The following is a 17,127-nucleotide window of genomic DNA, read 5'->3' as shown; positions in this document are numbered from 1 at the left end:
CACGTGACGGTTCAGGGCGAGACGGCTCAGTCGGCGGGGCCGCTGACCACGGAGGCCGGCGCACCGGTCGCCGACAACCAGAACAGCGAGACCGCGGGCGTCGGCGGCCCGGTGCTGGTGCAGGACCAGTTGCTGCTGGAGAAGCTGGCGCACTTCAACCGGGAGCGCATTCCGGAGCGTGTGGTGCACGCCCGGGGGGCCGGCGCGTACGGCACCTTCACGGTGACCGCGGACGTGACCCGGTACACCCGCGCGAAGTTCCTCTCCGAGGTCGGCAAGCAGACCGAGACCTTCCTGCGCTTCTCCACCGTGGCCGGCAACCTGGGCGCGCCGGACGCGGTCCGGGACCCGCGCGGCTTCGCGCTGAAGTTCTACACCGAAGAGGGCAACTACGACCTCGTCGGCAACAACACCCCGGTGTTCTTCATCAGGGACGCCATCAAGTTCCCCGACTTCATCCACACCCAGAAGCGCGACCCGTACACCGGCTCGCAGGAGCCGGACAACGTCTTCGACTTCTGGGGGCTGTCGCCCGAGTCCACGCACCAGGTGACGTGGCTCTTCGGCGACCGTGGCATCCCGGCCTCGTACCGCCACATGGACGGCTTCGGCTCGCACACCTTCCAGTGGAACAACGAGGCGGGCGAGGTCTTCTGGGTCAAGTACCACTTCAAGACCGACCAGGGCATCAAGAACCTGACGGCCGAGGAGGCCGCGGTGCTCGCCGGTAAGGACCCCGACAGCCACCAGCGGGACCTGCGGGAGGCCATCGAGCGCGGCGAGTTCCCGAGCTGGACCGTGTACGTGCAGATCATGCCCGCGGCCGAGGCGGCGACCTACCGCTTCAACCCGTTCGACCTGACCAAGGTCTGGCCGCACGCGGACTACCCGCTGGTCGAGTTCGGCAAGCTGGAGCTCAACCGCAACCCGGAGAACATCTTCGCCGAGGTCGAGCAGTCGATCTTCTCGCCGGCGCACTTCGTGCCCGGTATCGGCCCGTCCCCGGACAAGATGCTCCAGGGCCGCCTGTTCGGCTACGGCGACGCGCACCGCTACCGGGTGGGCATCAACGCCGACAACCTGCCGGTCAACCGGCCGCACGCCACCGAGGCGCGCACGTACAGCCGTGACGGCTTCGCCTACGACGGGCGGCACGGCGGCTCGAAGAACTACGAGCCCAACAGCTTCGGCGGGCCGGCCCAGACCAACGTCCCGCTGTGGCAGCCGATCGCGGTCAGCGGCCTCACGGGCGAGGAGGCCACGCCCTCGCACGCCGAGGACAACGACTTCGTGCAGGCCGGCAACCTCTACCGGCTGATGACCGAGGACGAGAAGGAGCGCCTGATCGCCAACCTGGCGGGCGCCCTCTCCGGGGTGTCGCGCGAGGACATCATCGAGCGCGCCATCGCCAACTTCCGCAAGGCGGACGCGGACTACGGCAAGCGGCTGGAGGCCGCGGTCCAGGCCCTCCGCGGCTGAGCCGTCCGCGCGGCGGGCCCGCCGCCCCACCCCCGTGGGCGGTGGTCCCCCGCGCGGGCGACTGAACAGTCGCTTGCCGTAACAACCGAAGAGGCCGGACGCCATGGGGCTCCGGCCTCTTCGCGTACCCGGACCTCCCCGCGTACTCGGACTTCCCGGCGTACCTCTACGCGTACCCGGCCGCGTCGCCGGTCGTGGGTGGGGGAGCGGCGTCGGCGTCGGGCCACGGCGTGTGGGCGGCGCGGGCCGCGTGGGGTCAGCCGGCGAGCGCGCTGGTGGCCTCCTCGGCGCGGGACCAACAGCGGATGATGTCGCGGACGGAGACGAGCCCGACCGGTTCGCGCTCGTCGAGCACGATCAGATGGCGGAAGCCGCCGTGCGTCATGGCCTGGGCGGCCTCGGTCAGGGTCCAGCCGGGGGCGGCGAAGACCACGTCGGTCGTGGTGTGCGCGTGGGCGGTCTCGCGGTCGGGGTCCTGGCCGGCGCCGACCGAGACGAGGATGTCGCGCTCGGTGAGGATGCCGAGCCCGCTGGTGTCGGTGTCGAGCACGACGGCGGCGCCGACGCGGCGGGCCGCCATCAACTGGGCGGCCTGACGGAGGGTGTGGGCGGGGCCGATGGTGAGGACCACCGTGGTCATGGCGTCGCGGACGAGCGTGGGCATGGAGCCACCTCCTAGGGGCCCGCTCGGCCGAGGGCACGGGAGGGTGCAACGAGAAGGGCTTCACAAGCGCACAAGCGGGCGGATTCTCATGTTCACATGAGGTGGCGGGCGCGACAAGGGATCGGGCGGGAGCACATGGAGCGCCCGGGCGGGCGCGGGGGAAGCGTCCGCGAGCAGCGGGTGGCGCGCGGGGGCTACTGGAGGTGCTTGAGGAGTTCGTCGTGGAGCAGGCCGTTGGAGGCGGCGGCGTCGCCGCTGTGCGGGCCGGGCTTGCCGTCGAGGCCGGTGAACCGGCCGCCCGCCTCCTGCACGATGACCGCGTTGGCGGCCATGTCCCACAGGGACAGCTCCGGCTCGGCGCACAGGTCGATCGCGCCCTCGGCCACCATCATGTACGGCCAGAAGTCGCCGTAGCCGCGGGTGCGCCAGCAGGCGCGGGTCAGGTCGAGGAAGCCGTTCAGCTTGCCGCGCTCCTCCCAGCCACCGAGCGACGCGTACCCGAACGAGGCGTCGGAGAGGGTGTTCACCTTCGACACCGAGATCCGGGAGGCCGACGAGAGGTTGCGACCGGTGTACGCGCCGAGCCCCTCGGCCGCCCACCAGCGGCGCCCGAGCGCGGGGGCCGACACCATGCCGACCACCGGTCGGTCGCCGCCCTCGCCGCGCTCCATCAGCGCGATCAGGGTGGCCCACACCGGCACCCCGCGCACGTAGTTCTTCGTGCCGTCGATGGGGTCGATGACCCAGCGGCGCGGGCCCGAGCCCTCGCTGCCGAACTCCTCGCCGAGCACCGCGTCGCGCGGCCGGGCGCGTTGGAGCGAGGAGCGGATCAGCTCCTCGGCGGCCTTGTCGGCCTCGCTGACGGGCGTCATATCGGGTTTGGTCTCGACCTTGAGGTCCAGAGCCTTGAACCGCTCCATGGTCGCGGAGTCGGCCGCGTCCGCCAGCACCTGTGCGAGCCGCAGATCATCGTGGTAGTCGGGCATGCTCGCACACTACCTTGGCGAAGCGGGACGATTCGGCGCTCGCGGGGGCTATTGACAGCGTCTGTCGGTGCGTCAATTCTGTGCCGCACGGCAGCCGGATGAGCTGTCCGAGCCTGGGAGGCAAGGGTGCCTACAGCGCGTGAAGCCTTACTGAACGCGGCGTTCCGCGCCGTGGGGCGCCGGCCGTGGGGCACGGTGCGCATGGTGGACGTGGCCGCCGCGGCCGGGGTGTCCCGGCAGACCCTCTACAACGAGTTCGGCAACAAGGACGGCCTGGCCAGGGCCCTGGTACGGCGTGAGACCGAGGCGTACCTACGGGGCGTGGAACAGGCGTTGGCGCCCGGCGAGGACGCGCGCGACCCCGCCGACCGGCTGGCCGCCGCCGCGGCGTGGACCGTACGGGTGGCCCGGGGCAACGCGCTGGTGCGCGCGGCGCTGACCGGCTGCTGGAACGACCGGCTGCCGGCCGCCGCCTTCGGGCCCCGCGCGCTGCCCGCCCAACGACACCCGATCGGCGCTGCCACGGTGGAGCAGTCGGGCGAGCCGGCACCGCCGGGCCCACTGAGCCAGCCGGGTCAGCCGGGTCAACGGGGGCGGTCACGCCCCTCGGGGCTGTCGGGCCAGGCGGGCCACTGGGGGCTGCCGGGGCGAGAGATGACGGGTAGTGGGTGGGGCGGCGAGGGCGCGTGGGCGGGAGGTGGCGCGCGGGCCGGCGCGCCGGGGCTCGGCGAGGCGCTGCCCAGCCCCGGTGAGCTGATGCGCCAGGTCGGCGACCGTTGCCTGGCGGCCCTGTGCGCCGACCGGCCCGCCCTCGCGACGGCGGAGTTGACCTGGGCGTGCGAGGCCGCGGCGCGACTGGCCATCTCGTACGTCAGCGTCCCCGGAGCGCCCGACGAGGCGGCGGCGCTGGTCCGGCGGGTGCTGGCGCCGCGCTGGGCGGCGGGCCAGCAGGCCGGGCCCGCCCGGCACTGAACCGCGCTCGTGAGCGACGCACTACCACCGGGGCGAGGGGCGCGCTCCAGGTGGGGCGTGGTGCGCCGGGCTCCCGTGGTGCGTACGGCGCGCCCCGGCGGGCTGCGGTGCGCCGCGTCTCAGTGCGCCGAGCCGGAGAGCTGGAGGCCGATGACGCCCACGATGACCAGCGAGATCGACACGATCTTGAGGGTGGAGACCAGGTCGCCCAGGAAGACCATGCCGTAGATGGCGGTGCCTGCCGCGCCGATCCCGGTCCACACCGCGTACGCCGGGCCCACGTCCAGTTTCTTGAGCGCGAGCGTGAGCAGGCCGAAGCTGCCGAGCGCGAAGACGCAGAAGGCGATGGTCGGCCACAGCCGGGTGAAGCCGTGCGAGAGCTTGAGGCAGACGGCGAAGCCGGTTTCCAGGAGACCGGCGACCACGACGAGCAGCCACGCCATCAGATTGCCTCCCGTGTTCGGCCTGCGTGCGATTATGCATCTACCTCGGAGATCAACGGGCAAACGTCGCGCCCGTGTTCCCGGCCGTTCCCGGCACGGATTTCGGACCTCGCCAGCCCCGCCGACCTGGTCAGCACTCGCCGGCGTGCCCGCCCCGCTCCCACCGGCGTGACCCCCGCGCCCGCCGGCCGTGGCCCCCGCACCCGCAGGCCGTGGCCTCCGCGTCCGCTCAGTCGCCCTCGCGCCGCTCGCGGGTGGCGAGCAGTCGGCGCAGCGAGTAGAGCCGGTCCGCGTCGGCGTGGCCGTCCGCGACCCAGGCGTCCAGCGCGCAGTCCGGCTCGTCGTGGCCGCACGCGCGCGGGCAGTTCTCCGTACCGGCCGCGAGGTCGGGGAAGGCGTGGATGACGCGGGACGGGTCCACGTGGTGCAGCCCGAAGGAGCGCACGCCCGGGGTGTCGATCACCCAGCCGCTGCCGGTCGGCAGCGGCAGCGCGAGCGCGGAGGTGGTGGTGTGCCGTCCCCGCCCGGTCACCGCGTTGACGTGCCCCACCGCCCGCTTGCGCTCCGGGACCAGCGCGTTGACCAGCGTCGTCTTGCCGACCCCGGAGTGCCCGACGAACGCGGTGACCCGCCCCGTGAGGTACTCCCTGACCCGGTCGGCGGCGGCCCCGTCGGTCAACTCGTCGCGGTTGGTCACCACGTGCGGCACGTCGAGCAGCTCGTAGGTGGCCAGCAGCGTCTCGGCCGGCGCCAGGTCCGACTTGGTGAGCACGAGCAGCGGTTCCAGGCCCGCGTCGAAGGCGGCCACCAGGCAGCGGTCGATGAGCCGGGGCCGGGGCTCGGGGTCGGCCAGCGCGGTCACGATGGCGAGCTGGTCGGCGTTGGCGACCACCACGCGCTCGTACGGATCGTCGTCGTCGGCCGTCCTGCGCAGTACGGAACTGCGCGGCTCGACCCGCACGATGCGGGCCAGGGTGTCCTTGGCGCCGGACAGGTCACCGACCACGGCCACCTGGTCGCCGACCACGACGCCCTTGCGGCCGAGTTCGCGGGCCTTCATGGCGTGGATGGTGCGGCCGTCGACCAGGCAGGTGATCCGGCCCCGGTCCACGGTGAGGACGAAGCCCGGCGCGGCGTCCTCGTGCTTGGGCCGGATGCTGGAGCGGGGGCGGCTGCCCCGGCGGCCCGGACGGACGCGTACGTCGTCCTCGTCGGTGTGCTTTCCGTAGCGGCGCATCGTCGCGGCCTCAGCCTCTCGGCATCGGGGCCGCCCCGGGTGTGGCTTCGAGCATCCCCGTCCACAGACCGGGGAAATCGGGCAGGGTCTTGGCGGTGGTGGCCACGTTCTCCACCTGGACGCCGTCGACGGTCAGGCCCAGCACGGCAGCGGCGGTGGCCAGCCGGTGGTCCTCGTAGGTGTGGAAGATGCCGCCGTGCAGCGGGCGCGGGCGGATGCGCAGCCCGTCCGCCGTCTCGGTGACGTCGCCACCGAGGTCGTTCAGCTCCTTGGCCAGCGCCGCGAGCCGGTCGGTCTCGTGCAGCCGCAGGTGGGCGATGCCCCGCAGCACCGACTCCGAGTCGGCGAGCGCGGCGACCGCGGCGATCACCGGGCTCAGCTCGCCCACCTCGTGCAGGTCGACGTCGATGCCGCGGACGCGACCGGTGCCGGTGAAGGTCAGCGCGGTGCCGTCGGCGGTGGTGACCAGCTCGCAGGAGCCGCCCATCTCGGTGAAGATCTCGCGCAGCGCGTCACCGGGCTGGGTGGTGTGCTCGGGCCAGTCGGGGATGGTCACCCGGCCGCCGGTGACCAGCGCGGCGGCCAGGAAGGGGGCCGCGTTGGACAGGTCGGGCTCGACCACCAGGTCGCGGCCGAGCAGCGCGCTCGGCGCCACCCGCCACACGTCGGGCTCGCCGCCCGCCTCCGGGGTGTCCACGGCCGCGCCCGCGCTGCGCAGCATGTCCACGGTCATCCGGATGTGTGGCATGGAGGGCAGCGTGGAGCCGATGTGCCGCACCTCGACGCCCTGGTTGAAACGCGCGCCGGAGAGCAGCAGCGCGCTGACGAACTGCGAGGACGAGGAGGCGTCGATGCGGACCGGGCCGCCGTCGATGCTGCCGTTGCCGTGCACGGTCAGCGGGAGCGCGCCGCGCCCGTCGTCGTCGATGCGGGCGCCGAGGGCGCGCAGCGCGTCGATCACGCCGTGCAGCGGGCGCTCGTGGGAGCGGGCGTCACCGTCGAAGCGGACCGGCCCGTCGGCGAGCGCGGCGACCGGCGGCAGGAAGCGCATGACCGTACCGGCGTTGCCCACGTCCACGGTGGCCGGGCCGTGCAGCCCCGCGGGGATGACCCGCCACGCCTCGCCGGTGGCGGGGGCGCCGGGCTCGCCCGGGGCGGCGGAGTTCGACGCGATGGTCTCCTCGATGCCGACGCCCATGGCGCGCAGCGCCTCGGCCATCAGCAGGGTGTCGCGGGAGCGCAGCGGGCGGCGCAGCCACCCGGGCTCGGCGGCGAGTGCGGCGAGGACCAGGCCGCGGTTGGTGACGGACTTGGAACCGGGCACGGTGACGGTCGCGTCGACCGCTCCGTGCGCGAGCGGAGCGGGCCAAAGCGCGAGGGCGTCATCCGGGGATGTCTCAGTGCCGGTCATGAGCCTTACTTTAGTGGCTCCGCCGAACGACGATTCTCGATCAAAAACGGTGAAACCCCTCCGTAACACGGCACTGATAGGAGGGGCCGACGTCAAGGTCGTTCACAGGTCGAGCAGCCAGCGCCCGCCGCCGATCAGCGAGCACAGCGAGACGGCGTGGAAGAGGAACATCCACAGCGCCGCCGGCACGTTCGTGAGGCGGGCGAGCTGGTCCGGGTCGGAGTCCCCGGCCTGCCCGAACCGGCGCTTGCGCTGCAACTCGAACGGCGGCCTGACCCCGCCGAGCAGCAGGAACCACACCACCCCGTACGCGAACGCCGCCTGCACCTCCGGCTCCGTCAGCCAGGACACGAGCAGGAAGGTCGCGCCGGTGACCACCACCGACAGCGCCCCGTACGCGTTGCGGATCATCACCAGCATGGCCACCAGGAGCGCCGTCGCGCCCCACAGCAGCGCCGTGATGTGGCCGGCGGCGAGCAGCCAGGCGCCGCCGAGGCCGAGCAGCGACGGGGCGGTGTAGCCGGCCGCCGCGGTCAGGATCATGCCGAGACCGGTCGGCTTGCCGCGCGAGACGGTCAGCCCCGAGGTGTCGGAGTGCAGCCGTATGCCGTCCAGGCGACGCCCGCTGAGCAGCGCCACGACCCCGTGCCCGCCCTCGTGGGCGATGGTGATGGCGTTGCGGGCCAGCCGCCAGGTCAGGCGCGAGGTGACGACGGCGAGCGCGATCAGGCCGGTGATCGCCACCAGCCACTGTGAGGGGTCGGGTTGGGTGCCGAAGACGCGGTCCCACAGCTCGGTTGCGCTGGTGCTGTCCATGCGGGGGCGACTCCTTGGTCCCGATCGGCGCTGTTCGGCGCTGGGTGGTTCTCGTCGGTGCTGGGTGGTGCCGGGTGATGCTGGTGTGGTGCCGGGTGTGCTGGGTGGTGCTGGTGGACAGGGGGTGCTGCTGGTCGGGCTGGGGCGGGGAGCGAGCACTGCCCGTACGGCGGTACGCGGTGGGTCGGTGGTGGCTGACCTGGCCGGCGGCCGGGCCGGGGCCCGGCCGCGGTGGTGCCGCAGTCTGGCACCTCCGGGCAGACGGTAGGAAAAACGCGGGCGCGCCGGCCCCGGTTCCGTCGGCGCCCCGGCCGGAATGCGGGGGTTGCTCCGGGATCGGGGCGAGCCCGCCCCGGGCGGTGGCCGGCCCCACCATCCCTCGGCGCACCGAACGGGGGCCGGGTGCGGCAGCATGGATGGAGCAACGGTGCGGTCGGAGGGGTTGTCACGAGATGTGCGGACGGTACGCGGCGAGCCGGAAACCAGAGGACCTGGCCAACCTGTTCGACGTGGGCAAGTGGGAGCCGACCGAGGCGCTGGCCCCGGACTGGAACGTGGCGCCCACCAAGAACGTCTACGCCGTCCTGGAGCGGCCCCTCAAGCAGTCCGCCGACCGCACGCCGGTTCGCCAGCTCCGACCGCTGCGCTGGGGGCTCGTGCCCTCCTGGGCGAAGTCGCCGGAGGGGGCCGCGAAGATGATCAACGCGCGCGCCGAGACCGTGCACGAGAAGCCCTCGTTCCGCCGCGCCTTCGAGGCGCGCCGCTGCCTGGTGCCGGCGGACGGCTACTACGAGTGGGTGACCAGCGCCGACGAGCGGCAACTGGAGGAGCGGGGCCGCAAGAAGCGGACGCGCAAGCAGCCCTACTTCGTCACGCCGGCCGACGGCTCGGTGATGGCGCTGGCCGGCCTCTACGAGTTCTGGCGGGACCGCACGCTGCCCGACGACCACCCGCAGGCGTGGTGGGCGACGTGCACCGTGATCACGACCGAGGCGGAGACGACGCCGCTGGCGGGCCGGGAGGCGGGTACGGACGGGCCGGCCTCGCTCGCGGAGATCCACCCGCGCATGCCGCTCATGCTGACCCCGGACCGCTGGGCGGCCTGGCTCGATCCGGCCCGCACCGACGAGGAGTCCCTGCGCGCGCTGCTCGCGCCGCCGCCGGGCGGGCTGCTGCGCGCCTACCCGGTCACCACGGACGTGAGCAACGTCCGCAACAACGGCCCGGAGCTGCTGAAGGAACTCCCGGCACCGGAGGAGGAGACGCTGTTCTAGCGTCGCCTGTCGCCTGTCGCCTGTCGCTTGTCGCCTGCCGCCCGAGGGGCCCGTCGCCCGCGAGGCGCCCCGCCCGGGCCGGATCGGGTGCCCGTCGGCGGGTGGCGTAGGGCCGCGGTGGGGCCCGGGGCAGGATGGGCGGATGCGGACGACAGCGAACGGGACGGGCGGGGCCGGCCCCGCCCCCCAGACCGAGACCGTGCCGACCCCCGCTGGTGACGCGCGGATCACCTGGCACCGGGCGCCGGACGCCCGCGCCGTGCTGGCCCTCGGGCACGGGGCGGGCGGCGGCATCGAGGCGCGCGACCTCGCGGCGCTGGCCGCGACCCTGCCGCCGCGCGGCGTGAGCGTCGCCCTGGTGGAGCAGCCCTGGCGGGTCGCGGGGAAGAAGGTCGCCCCCGCGCCGAAGACGCTGGACGTCGGCTGGCGGGCGGTGTGGCCGGCGCTGACCGGGCCCGGGCTGCCGGTGGTCGCCGGCGGGCGCAGCGCCGGGGCCCGGGTGGCCTGCCGTACGGGGCGGGAGCTGGGCGCCCGGGCCGTGCTCGCCCTCTCGTTCCCGCTGCACCCGCCCGGCAAGCCGGCGTCGTCCCGGGCCGCCGAACTGCTGGAGGCGGGGCTGCCCACGCTCGTGGTGCAGGGGGGACGCGACCCGTTCGGCCGACCCGAGGAGTTCCCCGACGGCACGGAGATCGTGGAGGTTCCGGAGGCCGATCACGGCTTCGCCGTTCCGAAGAAGGCGGCCCGTACGCAGGAGGAGACGCTGACGCTGCTCACGGATGCCGTAGCGAAGTGGCTGGATCGGATCGCTCACTGAGTCGGGGAATGCGAACCGCCGTGCGGATGTTGTGCCCGACGTAAGGATCGAAACGTAGCGGCATCAGCACGAGGAATGGGAGTTTCCCGCATGGGTTCGCTTGCTTGCCCGTCCCGTCCGCAGACCGCCGACCTGGCGTGGTCGCAGCTTCGGGTCGACCAGTCGACGCTGGCTGGAGCGGCGGGCGGACCGGATCGTCGTCTATTCTCCGATTCAAGCGGGTCCGCATCCGGTCTCGCTACGGTGTTGGAGGAGGTGGGTCCGGTCACTGGGACGGACGCGGGGACCGACGGCACGACGCAGGGCTCGACCGGCGCGGGGCAGCAGGAGGCCGCCGCCCAGGTCAGCCACGCTGAGAACGAGACCGCCCAGGCCGAAGCGGCCGGGAGCGGGAGCGAGACCGCGGCCGAGCGGAACGCCCGTTTCGAGCGGGATGCCCTCACCTTCCTTGACCAGATGTATTCGGCCGCGCTGCGGATGACGCGTAACCCGGCCGACGCCGAGGACCTGGTGCAGGAGACCTACGCCAAGGCGTACGCGTCCTTCCACCAGTTCCGCGAGGGCACCAACCTCAAGGCGTGGCTGTACCGCATCCTCACCAACACGTTCATCAACTCCTACCGCAAGAAGCAGCGCGAACCGCAGCGCAGTGCCGCCGAGGAGATCGAGGACTGGCAGCTCGCGCGCGCCGAGTCGCACATGTCGACCGGCCTGCGCTCCGCCGAGTCCCAGGCCCTCGACCACCTGCCGGACTCCGACGTGAAGTCGGCTCTGCAGGCGATCCCCGAGGAATTCCGCATCGCGGTGTATCTCGCCGACGTTGAGGGCTTTGCCTACAAGGAGATCGCGGACATCATGGGTACACCCATCGGTACGGTGATGTCTCGACTGCACCGTGGGCGCCGCCAACTGCGCGGTCTGCTGGAGGACTACGCCCGTGGTCGCGGGCTGGTGCCGGCGGGCGCGGGGGCTGTGTCGAGTGGGGTCTCCCCGGCATCGTCAGGGGAAGAGTCGCACGATCGGAAAGGCTCGGGCTCATGAGCTGCGGTGACCCGCGAGAGACGGACTGCTCTGAGGTCCTCGACCACCTGTATGAGTTTCTCGACCACGAGATGCCCGACGGTGACTGCGCCAAGTTCGAGGTGCACATCGACGCGTGCTCGCCGTGTCTGGAGAAGTACGGCCTGGAGCAGGCGGTGAAGAAGCTCGTCAAGCGCTGCTGCGGCCAGGACGACGTACCGGCCGACCTCCGCTCCAAGGTGATGGGCCGGATCGAGTTGATAAGGGCCGGCGAGACCGTGCCCGACCAGGCGTTGCTGGAGACCGACCCGAGCCGGCCGCTGCACCGCGTCAGTGGCCCCGAGGTCGCCGGCCGTGAGCCGGGTTCCGCGGACTCCGCGTCGGCCGTCGGCTCCGCCCCGGCCGCCGACTCCACGCCGGTCACGGGCGCGGCCTCGGCCGCCGCGTCGACCCAGGCCGCCGCGGCGCAGCCGCTGCAGGCCGCGCCGAGCAGCGGTTCGGTCGATCGCGGTGGCCCGGAGAGCGCCACCCGCGACTGACGCACCCGGGCGCGGCCCGGTCCAGGGCCGCATCGCCCGGCGTTTCGATCCCTTTCACACGTCCGCCCCGTACGCCGTCGGCATGCCCATGCCCTCGGTGCACGGGGCGGACGTACGCGTGCCGACGGCCGACCGCCAGCTTCGTCCCGGGGCCGGGCCCGCAGGCGCTCAGGCCAACTGCCCTGTTTTGCAAAGGTGTTGGCGGACCAGGGCGCGTCGGGGTGGCGGGGCCGATGACGCGCTGGTGCGAGCCGGTGGAGACGCGTCGGCGCTCGGTGGGGCCCGCGGCGGGATGGCATCCGAGTGGGTGTCGAACGCGTGGGCGGGCATCGGGCCGTGCGCCACCGCCGCGCCATCTGACTGTCACCCGAAGGTGTGTATCTGTTCCCGCCGGGCGACTGATTCCACCTGAGTGGACGTTTTTCCCACGCGGTCGTCCTATTCTCCCCAACCTGACGTCGAAGCCCGTGCGACTGGGGGGAGGAGGGGACCGTGCGGACGCTCCCGCAAACCGCGCGCCTCTACATCGTCGGTGCCGTGTGCGCGGCGGCCTTCTGTGCCGCTCCGGCCCTGGTCACCGCCCCGTCCGTGGCGCTGGGCGCCGACATCGCGGAGCCGTTCACGGGTCCCGGCGGCGTCGGGGCCGACGCCTGGTTCCCGATGGCGCTGCTGGCGCTCGGGTACGCGGGCTGTCGGGCCGCGCTCCGCCGCTCCCCGCACGGCACCACCGCCCCGGCGAGCCGCCCGCCCTTCGACTGGTGCAGCCCCGCGCTCCTGGCCGGGGCCTTTTTGTTGCCGCCCGCCGCCGCGGCGCTCGTCCCCGTCCCCGGCGCCCTCGTCGGCCGGGCCGCGCCCGCCGAACCGGGCGGCGGGCCGGCCACCGCCAGCCGTGGCTGGCGCGCCGCCCGGCTCGCGCTCGCCACGTACGGGAGCGCCGCGGCCTTCGCCGCGCTCGGCGGCCCGGCCGCCCTCGCCGCCGCCGACCTGCCGCGCGCCCTCCTGCCCGCGACCGGGGCGGCCCTCGCGTACGGGCTGCTCCAGGCGGGCCTTGACCGTGGGGCGCGGGCCGCTGTCGGTGGCCGCGGCGCGGGGTGGGGGCGCCCGCGCGACCTGTGCGGCTCCTGCGCCCCGTACGCCGTGCACGGGCTGGTGGGGCTGGTGATGGCGCTGCTGTGGGACAGCCCCTACGGGCCGCCGGCCGCGCTCCTCGTACTGGTGCCGGTCTCCGTCGCCGGCTGGGCCTTCGGTCCCCGGGCGCCCGAGCGCGCTACGCACCACGCGGCCGTGCGCGCCCTGGTGCAGGCCGTCGACCTCAAGGACCGCTACACGCGCGGGCACGGCGAACGCGTGGGCGCGGCCTCGGTGTTGATCGCCCGCGAGCTGGGAATGGCGGCGGAGCGCCTTGAGGTGCTACGGGTGGCCGGGGTGCTGCACGACGTCGGCAAACTGGGCGTGCCGACCCGACTGCTGCGCAAGAACGGCCCGTTGACCCCGCAGGAACGGTGCGTCATCGAGCTGCACCCGGAGCACGGGGACGCGATGGTGCGCGACATCGCGTGCCTGGCGGAGGCCCGGTCGGCGATCCTGCACCACCACGAACGGCTGGACGGCAGCGGATACCCACACGGCCTCGCCGGGCGCGACATCCCCGAGGTGGCCCGGGTGGTGGCGGTGGCCGACGCCTTCGACGCCATGACCTCGACCCGCAGCTACCGCCGCGCGCGCCCGGTGTCCGTGGCCGTGGAGGAGCTCCGGCGCTGCGCCGGCTCGCAGTTCGACCCCCGTATGGTGCGCGCCCTCGCCCGCGCGCTGGACCGGCACGGTTGGCAGCCCGAGGCCGTCGCCCCGGAAGTGGCCGGGGCGAGCGGGGCGGACGGCGCGCACGCCGCCGCCGGAACGGGCGAGTGTGACGGGGCGACGGGAGCGGCGTGCGCCGTGCCGGACGCGGCCCCGGCGCGCGACGCGGTCCCCGTGCGCGGTGCCGCGTCCGAGGTCGCGCCCGACGCCGCGAGCGCCGGCGCTCGCGAGGGAGCGGGCGACGGCGGCAACGCGCGGGCGGCGGCGGACGACCGGGACGGTGCCGGCGCGTCGCTCGACGTCGATGCGTCACACGACCGCGCGAGCGCGGGTGCGAGCGCGGGTGCGGCCTACCCGGGTGCCGCGTACGGCGGTGCGTACGCCAGTGCCTACGGCGCCGCGCACCACGCCGAGTGTGACGCGGAGGACGCCGCCGAGCGAGCCTGGCCCGGGCGCGAACTGGGCGCCGAATCGAGCGAGTTATGGCCGACGGACGCGGAGCGGGAGGCGTTCCCCGGGGTGGCCGATGAGCGGAGCGGGCCGGCGGCGGGCGGGGGCGCGGCCCCCGGTCCGGCGGGCGCGCGCGGCGTTCCCGAGCTGTCCGGCGATCTCTCGTTCCCGCGCGCCGGCGCCCTGCGGTCGGTGGCCGCCCCCGTGCACGCGGCGCGCCGAGCCCCGCGAACCGATGGCCAGGGCTGACGCGTCCGCGCCGGACCAGCCGGCGCGCCACACCGCGCCGGGCGCGGCCGACGGGCGCGGGGAGCGAGGGTCACGACACGAGCGGCGCCCGGCGCACACGGCCGAGCCCCAACACCCCGGTGGCGCCCCCGCCACCGTCCCCGCGTCCGCTCCGGTCTCCACCCCCGTCCTCGTCTTCGCCGCCTACGGCGCCGCCCTCGCGCTCTCCGTCGCGGCGCTTTGCCTGACGGCCCGGCGCGGCGTGGAGGCACCGGGTACGGCGCTCGCCTTCGGCGCGCTGATCGCCGTCGGGGAGGCGGTCCGCTGCCGGGTCGCGCCGGCCCGGTGTCGGGAGCCGGCCCCGTTGGCGACGACCGGCGCGCTCGGCTACGTGGCGCTCGGGGAGGTGGCGGGCGCGGGCGGTGAAGTGGCCCAGGTGACCGGGCCGTTCGGATGGGCGCAGGCCGTCGCGGTCGTCGTCGCCGCCAGCCTGGCCGGCCTCGTGCCGCCCGTCGCGCTCGGCCAGTCGGCCCACCCGGAGCGCGTCGCGCGCCGGGTGCTCGCGGTCGCCTGCGCTGCCCTGGGCTGTCAATTCCTGGACGCCGGAACGCCGTTGGGCTTGACTACGGGCGTCGAGTCGCTCGTCGTGCCCTGCCTGCTCGCGCTCTTCGGGCTCGCCCTGCTGAGCGAGGCGGCGCTGGCCGCGCTGTTCGCGTGGGCGCGCGGCGGCGGTCCGTACGCGGACCTGCTGGGTGCGGAGTTGCGGGCCCGGCGCGTGGTGGGGGCGGCGGTGTGCGCCGCGGCGGTGGTGCTGGCGCTCGCGGTGGCCACGGCGGGGGAGTGGGCGCTGCCGCTCTGCGGTGTGCCGTTGCTGCTCGCGCAGTTGGCGGTGCGCCGGCGCGCGGCGGGGCGTGAGGCCGACCGGCAGACCGTCGCCTCGCTGGCCCGCGCCACGGAGATCGCCGGCTACACGCCGCCCGGCCACGCGCGGCGGGTGGCCCGGCTCGGCCGGGCGGTCGGCCGGGAGTTGGGCCTCTCCGGCCGCGCGCTCGCCGTCATCGAGGACGCGGCACTCCTGCACGACGTGGGCCAACTCTCCCTGGTCGACCCGTACCCGGCCGGCGCCACCGAGCCGCTGCCCGCATCGGAGGCGCGGCGCATAGCCCGACTCGGGGGCGCCGTCGTGCGCCAGACGGGCATGCCCGCCGAGGTCGCCGACGCGGTCGAACGGCAGGCCGCCCCGTACCGCGAACAGCCGCTGCCGGCGCGCGTCATCCGGGTGGTCAACGCGTACGCGGATCTCACGGGTGATCCTGGCGCGCCCTCGCGCCGGGAGCCGACCGGGGTGTGCGGCACAGGGGAGCGCGCCGGCGGGCGCGCGGGGCGCGATGGGGGCGAGGGTCGCGCGGCGGCGGGTGGGTCGCCGTGGGCGCTGGGGCGGCTGTGGGAGGGAACGGAGCGGGAGTACGACCCGGAGGTGGTGGCCGCGCTGGCCCGGGTGGTGCGCCGCGACGCCGACGCCTGATACCGCCCTGCGAAACTCACCTTCCGCGAAACGGATGCGCTCCGAGAGGTGGCCCGCCGAATGGCGTGGTGGCCGCTCATCTGGCAGGCCCTTGTCACAACCCGTGGGTAATGAGCGGGGCCCGGAATGGGCATGGTTGGATGCGGAGAAGGGGGTGTCGCGGCCCAGGCCAGCGGCAAGGAGAGCAGTAGCGCACAGGCTGCTCCGACGCAATCGCAGGGGCCGGGCTGAGATGTCCGTGAAGATGTGGCAGGTTGTCGTCAGGGAGGGCGACGCCGCCCGCAAGGGCACCGGCGCGGAATGACGCAGCAATCGGCAGGCGGGAATCGTGAGGATCTTCGGCAAGGTGCGGCGCCGGCCATCCGCCTCCTGGCGGCAGGCCACCGACCGCGCGTTCACGCTCATCGGCGACGGCCGGTACGAGGACGCGGGCGCGCTGCTGACGCGCGCCGTCGATCTGGAGCCCTGGCTCTCCGAGTCCTGGTTCAACCTGGCCCTGCTGCACAAGTTCCGGCACGACTGGGAGCAGGCGCGCGCCGCCGGGCTGCGCGCCGTCGCGCTCCTCGACCGGGACTCCGGGGCCCCCGACTGGTGGAACGTGGGCATCGCGGCCACCGCGCTCCAGGACTGGCCGCTGGCCCGCCGGGCCTGGCAGGCGTACGGCCTCAAGACGCGCGGTGACCAGGCGGCCACCTCGGGTCCCGGCAGCGCCCCGGTGGACATGGACCTGGGCAGCGCGGCGGTGCGGCTCTCGCCCGAGGGCGAGGCCGAGGTCGTGTGGGGCCGCCGCCTCGACCCGGCCCGGATCGAGGTGCTGAGCATCCCGCTGCCGTCCTCGGGCCGGCGCTGGGGCGAGGTCGTGCTGCACGACGGGGTCCCGCACGGGGAGCGCACCACCGCCGCCGGCCCGTCCTACCCCGTCTTCGACGAGATCGAGCTGTGGGCGCCCTCACCCGTCCCGACCTGGGTCGTCCTGATCGAGGCGGCCCGCGAGGCCGACCGGGACGCCCTGGAGCGGCTGGCGGCGGACGCCGGCTTCGCGGCCGAGGACTGGTCGTCGTCGGTGCGGCTGCTGTGCCGCTCCTGCTCCGAGAGCCGGATGCCGAGCGACGAGGGCGACGGCGAGCACCTGGACCCGCACGACCACAGCGAACCCGGCCACCCCGGCCCGCTCGGGCACCGCACGGCGGGCTCCGGCTCGCTGTGGGTCCCGGAGCGCGAGTGCGGCATCGCGGCCCCGGCCGGCCTGGTGCGCGGCCTGCTCGACGGCTGGGTCGCGGACAGCCCGGACACCCGCGAATGGCGGGACCTGGAAGAGGTCTGCTGAACCCAGGCGGCCCACGGCGGCCGGCCGGCGGCCCGCGCGGCGCGGGTGCCCGGGGCCCCGTGGTGGCCCGGACCGGGCGAGCGCGGGCCGGGGGCCCGGCGATGCCCGTACCCTGTAGGGCGACGAAGCAGGGATTCCAGGAAGG

Annotated in this window: 14 protein-coding genes and 1 pseudogene; 9 read left to right on the top strand and 6 right to left on the bottom strand. The window is 74.5% G+C overall.

Going from position 1 to position 17,127, the window contains the following annotated elements; genetic code table 11:
- Window positions 1-3: 3 nt before the first annotated feature.
- A complete protein-coding gene (locus AC3CHW_RS10260) occupies window positions 4-1,479 on the top strand; it encodes a catalase (protein ID WP_459250245.1) in 1,476 nt (491 codons plus the stop codon).
- A 256-nt stretch (window positions 1,480-1,735) separates the two neighbouring features.
- On the opposite strand, the gene AC3CHW_RS10255 is transcribed toward AC3CHW_RS10260, so the two are convergent.
- Together AC3CHW_RS10255 and hisN are read right to left on the bottom strand one after the other, a co-directional pair.
- Window positions 1,736-2,143 carry a CBS domain-containing protein gene (locus tag AC3CHW_RS10255; RefSeq protein ID WP_398609288.1) on the bottom strand — a complete coding sequence of 136 codons (408 nt, stop codon included), beginning with the start codon at window positions 2,141-2,143 and terminating at the stop codon, window positions 1,736-1,738.
- 194 nt (window positions 2,144-2,337) lie between these two features.
- Window positions 2,338-3,129 carry a histidinol-phosphatase gene (gene hisN, locus AC3CHW_RS10250; protein WP_398609287.1) on the bottom strand — a complete coding sequence of 264 codons (792 nt, stop codon included), beginning with the start codon at window positions 3,127-3,129 and terminating at the stop codon, window positions 2,338-2,340.
- A 126-nt stretch (window positions 3,130-3,255) separates the two neighbouring features.
- Here hisN and AC3CHW_RS10245 point away from each other — a divergent pair, with 126 nt between their 5' ends.
- A complete protein-coding gene (locus AC3CHW_RS10245) occupies window positions 3,256-4,101 on the top strand; it encodes a TetR/AcrR family transcriptional regulator (RefSeq protein WP_488470237.1) in 846 nt (281 codons plus the stop codon).
- A gap of 119 nt (window positions 4,102-4,220) precedes the next feature.
- Here the strand turns inward: AC3CHW_RS10245 and AC3CHW_RS10240 are convergent, their stop codons facing one another.
- The 4 genes from AC3CHW_RS10240 to AC3CHW_RS10225 form a co-directional block, all read right to left on the bottom strand.
- Entirely contained in the window at window positions 4,221-4,544 is a 324-nt protein-coding gene (locus tag AC3CHW_RS10240) for a DMT family transporter (RefSeq protein WP_176163986.1), read from the bottom strand.
- Between the two features lie 229 nt (window positions 4,545-4,773).
- Window positions 4,774-5,781, bottom strand: a complete 1,008-nt coding sequence (gene rsgA, locus AC3CHW_RS10235; RefSeq protein ID WP_488470236.1) for a ribosome small subunit-dependent GTPase A — start codon at window positions 5,779-5,781, stop codon at window positions 4,774-4,776.
- A 10-nt stretch (window positions 5,782-5,791) separates the two neighbouring features.
- Entirely contained in the window at window positions 5,792-7,192 is a 1,401-nt protein-coding gene (aroA, locus tag AC3CHW_RS10230; RefSeq protein ID WP_488470235.1) for a 3-phosphoshikimate 1-carboxyvinyltransferase, read from the bottom strand.
- A gap of 102 nt (window positions 7,193-7,294) precedes the next feature.
- Window positions 7,295-8,008 (bottom strand): M50 family metallopeptidase, encoded by a 714-nt coding sequence (locus AC3CHW_RS10225; RefSeq protein WP_488470234.1) that lies wholly within the window; start codon window positions 8,006-8,008, stop codon window positions 7,295-7,297.
- A gap of 452 nt (window positions 8,009-8,460) precedes the next feature.
- On the opposite strand from AC3CHW_RS10225, the gene AC3CHW_RS10220 reads away from it, so the two are divergent.
- From AC3CHW_RS10220 to AC3CHW_RS10190, 7 genes and pseudogenes are all read left to right on the top strand, one after another.
- On the top strand, window positions 8,461-9,282 hold the full coding sequence (locus AC3CHW_RS10220) for an SOS response-associated peptidase (RefSeq protein ID WP_398609282.1): 822 nt from the start codon (window positions 8,461-8,463) through the stop codon (window positions 9,280-9,282).
- Window positions 9,283-9,424: 142 nt separating this feature from the next.
- Window positions 9,425-10,096, top strand: a complete 672-nt coding sequence (locus AC3CHW_RS10215) for an alpha/beta hydrolase family protein (protein ID WP_488470233.1) — start codon at window positions 9,425-9,427, stop codon at window positions 10,094-10,096.
- 255 nt (window positions 10,097-10,351) lie between these two features.
- A complete protein-coding gene (locus AC3CHW_RS10210; RefSeq protein ID WP_398609280.1) occupies window positions 10,352-11,137 on the top strand; it encodes a sigma-70 family RNA polymerase sigma factor in 786 nt (261 codons plus the stop codon).
- A pseudogene (gene rsrA, locus AC3CHW_RS10205) lies at window positions 11,134-11,430 on the top strand (mycothiol system anti-sigma-R factor); the annotation flags it as partial. The gene AC3CHW_RS10210 and the pseudogene rsrA, both read left to right, overlap by 4 nt.
- A 717-nt stretch (window positions 11,431-12,147) precedes the next feature.
- Window positions 12,148-14,151 carry an HD-GYP domain-containing protein gene (locus AC3CHW_RS10200; protein WP_488470232.1) on the top strand — a complete coding sequence of 668 codons (2,004 nt, stop codon included), beginning with the start codon at window positions 12,148-12,150 and terminating at the stop codon, window positions 14,149-14,151.
- Window positions 14,138-15,655: an HD-GYP domain-containing protein gene (locus tag AC3CHW_RS10195; RefSeq protein ID WP_488470231.1), complete on the top strand. Its 1,518-nt coding sequence runs from the start codon at window positions 14,138-14,140 to the stop codon at window positions 15,653-15,655. Before AC3CHW_RS10200 ends, AC3CHW_RS10195 begins: the two co-directional genes overlap by 14 nt.
- A 328-nt stretch (window positions 15,656-15,983) precedes the next feature.
- Entirely contained in the window at window positions 15,984-16,982 is a 999-nt protein-coding gene (locus AC3CHW_RS10190; protein WP_176163993.1) for a tetratricopeptide repeat protein, read from the top strand.
- The last annotated feature ends 145 nt before the right edge of the window (window positions 16,983-17,127 follow it).

This window comes from Streptomyces sp. MGP-BFMKR1 (assembly GCF_057766585.1).
The sequence above is the reverse complement of the archived record's forward strand: the minus strand, read 5'-3'. Positions and strand labels throughout refer to the sequence as shown.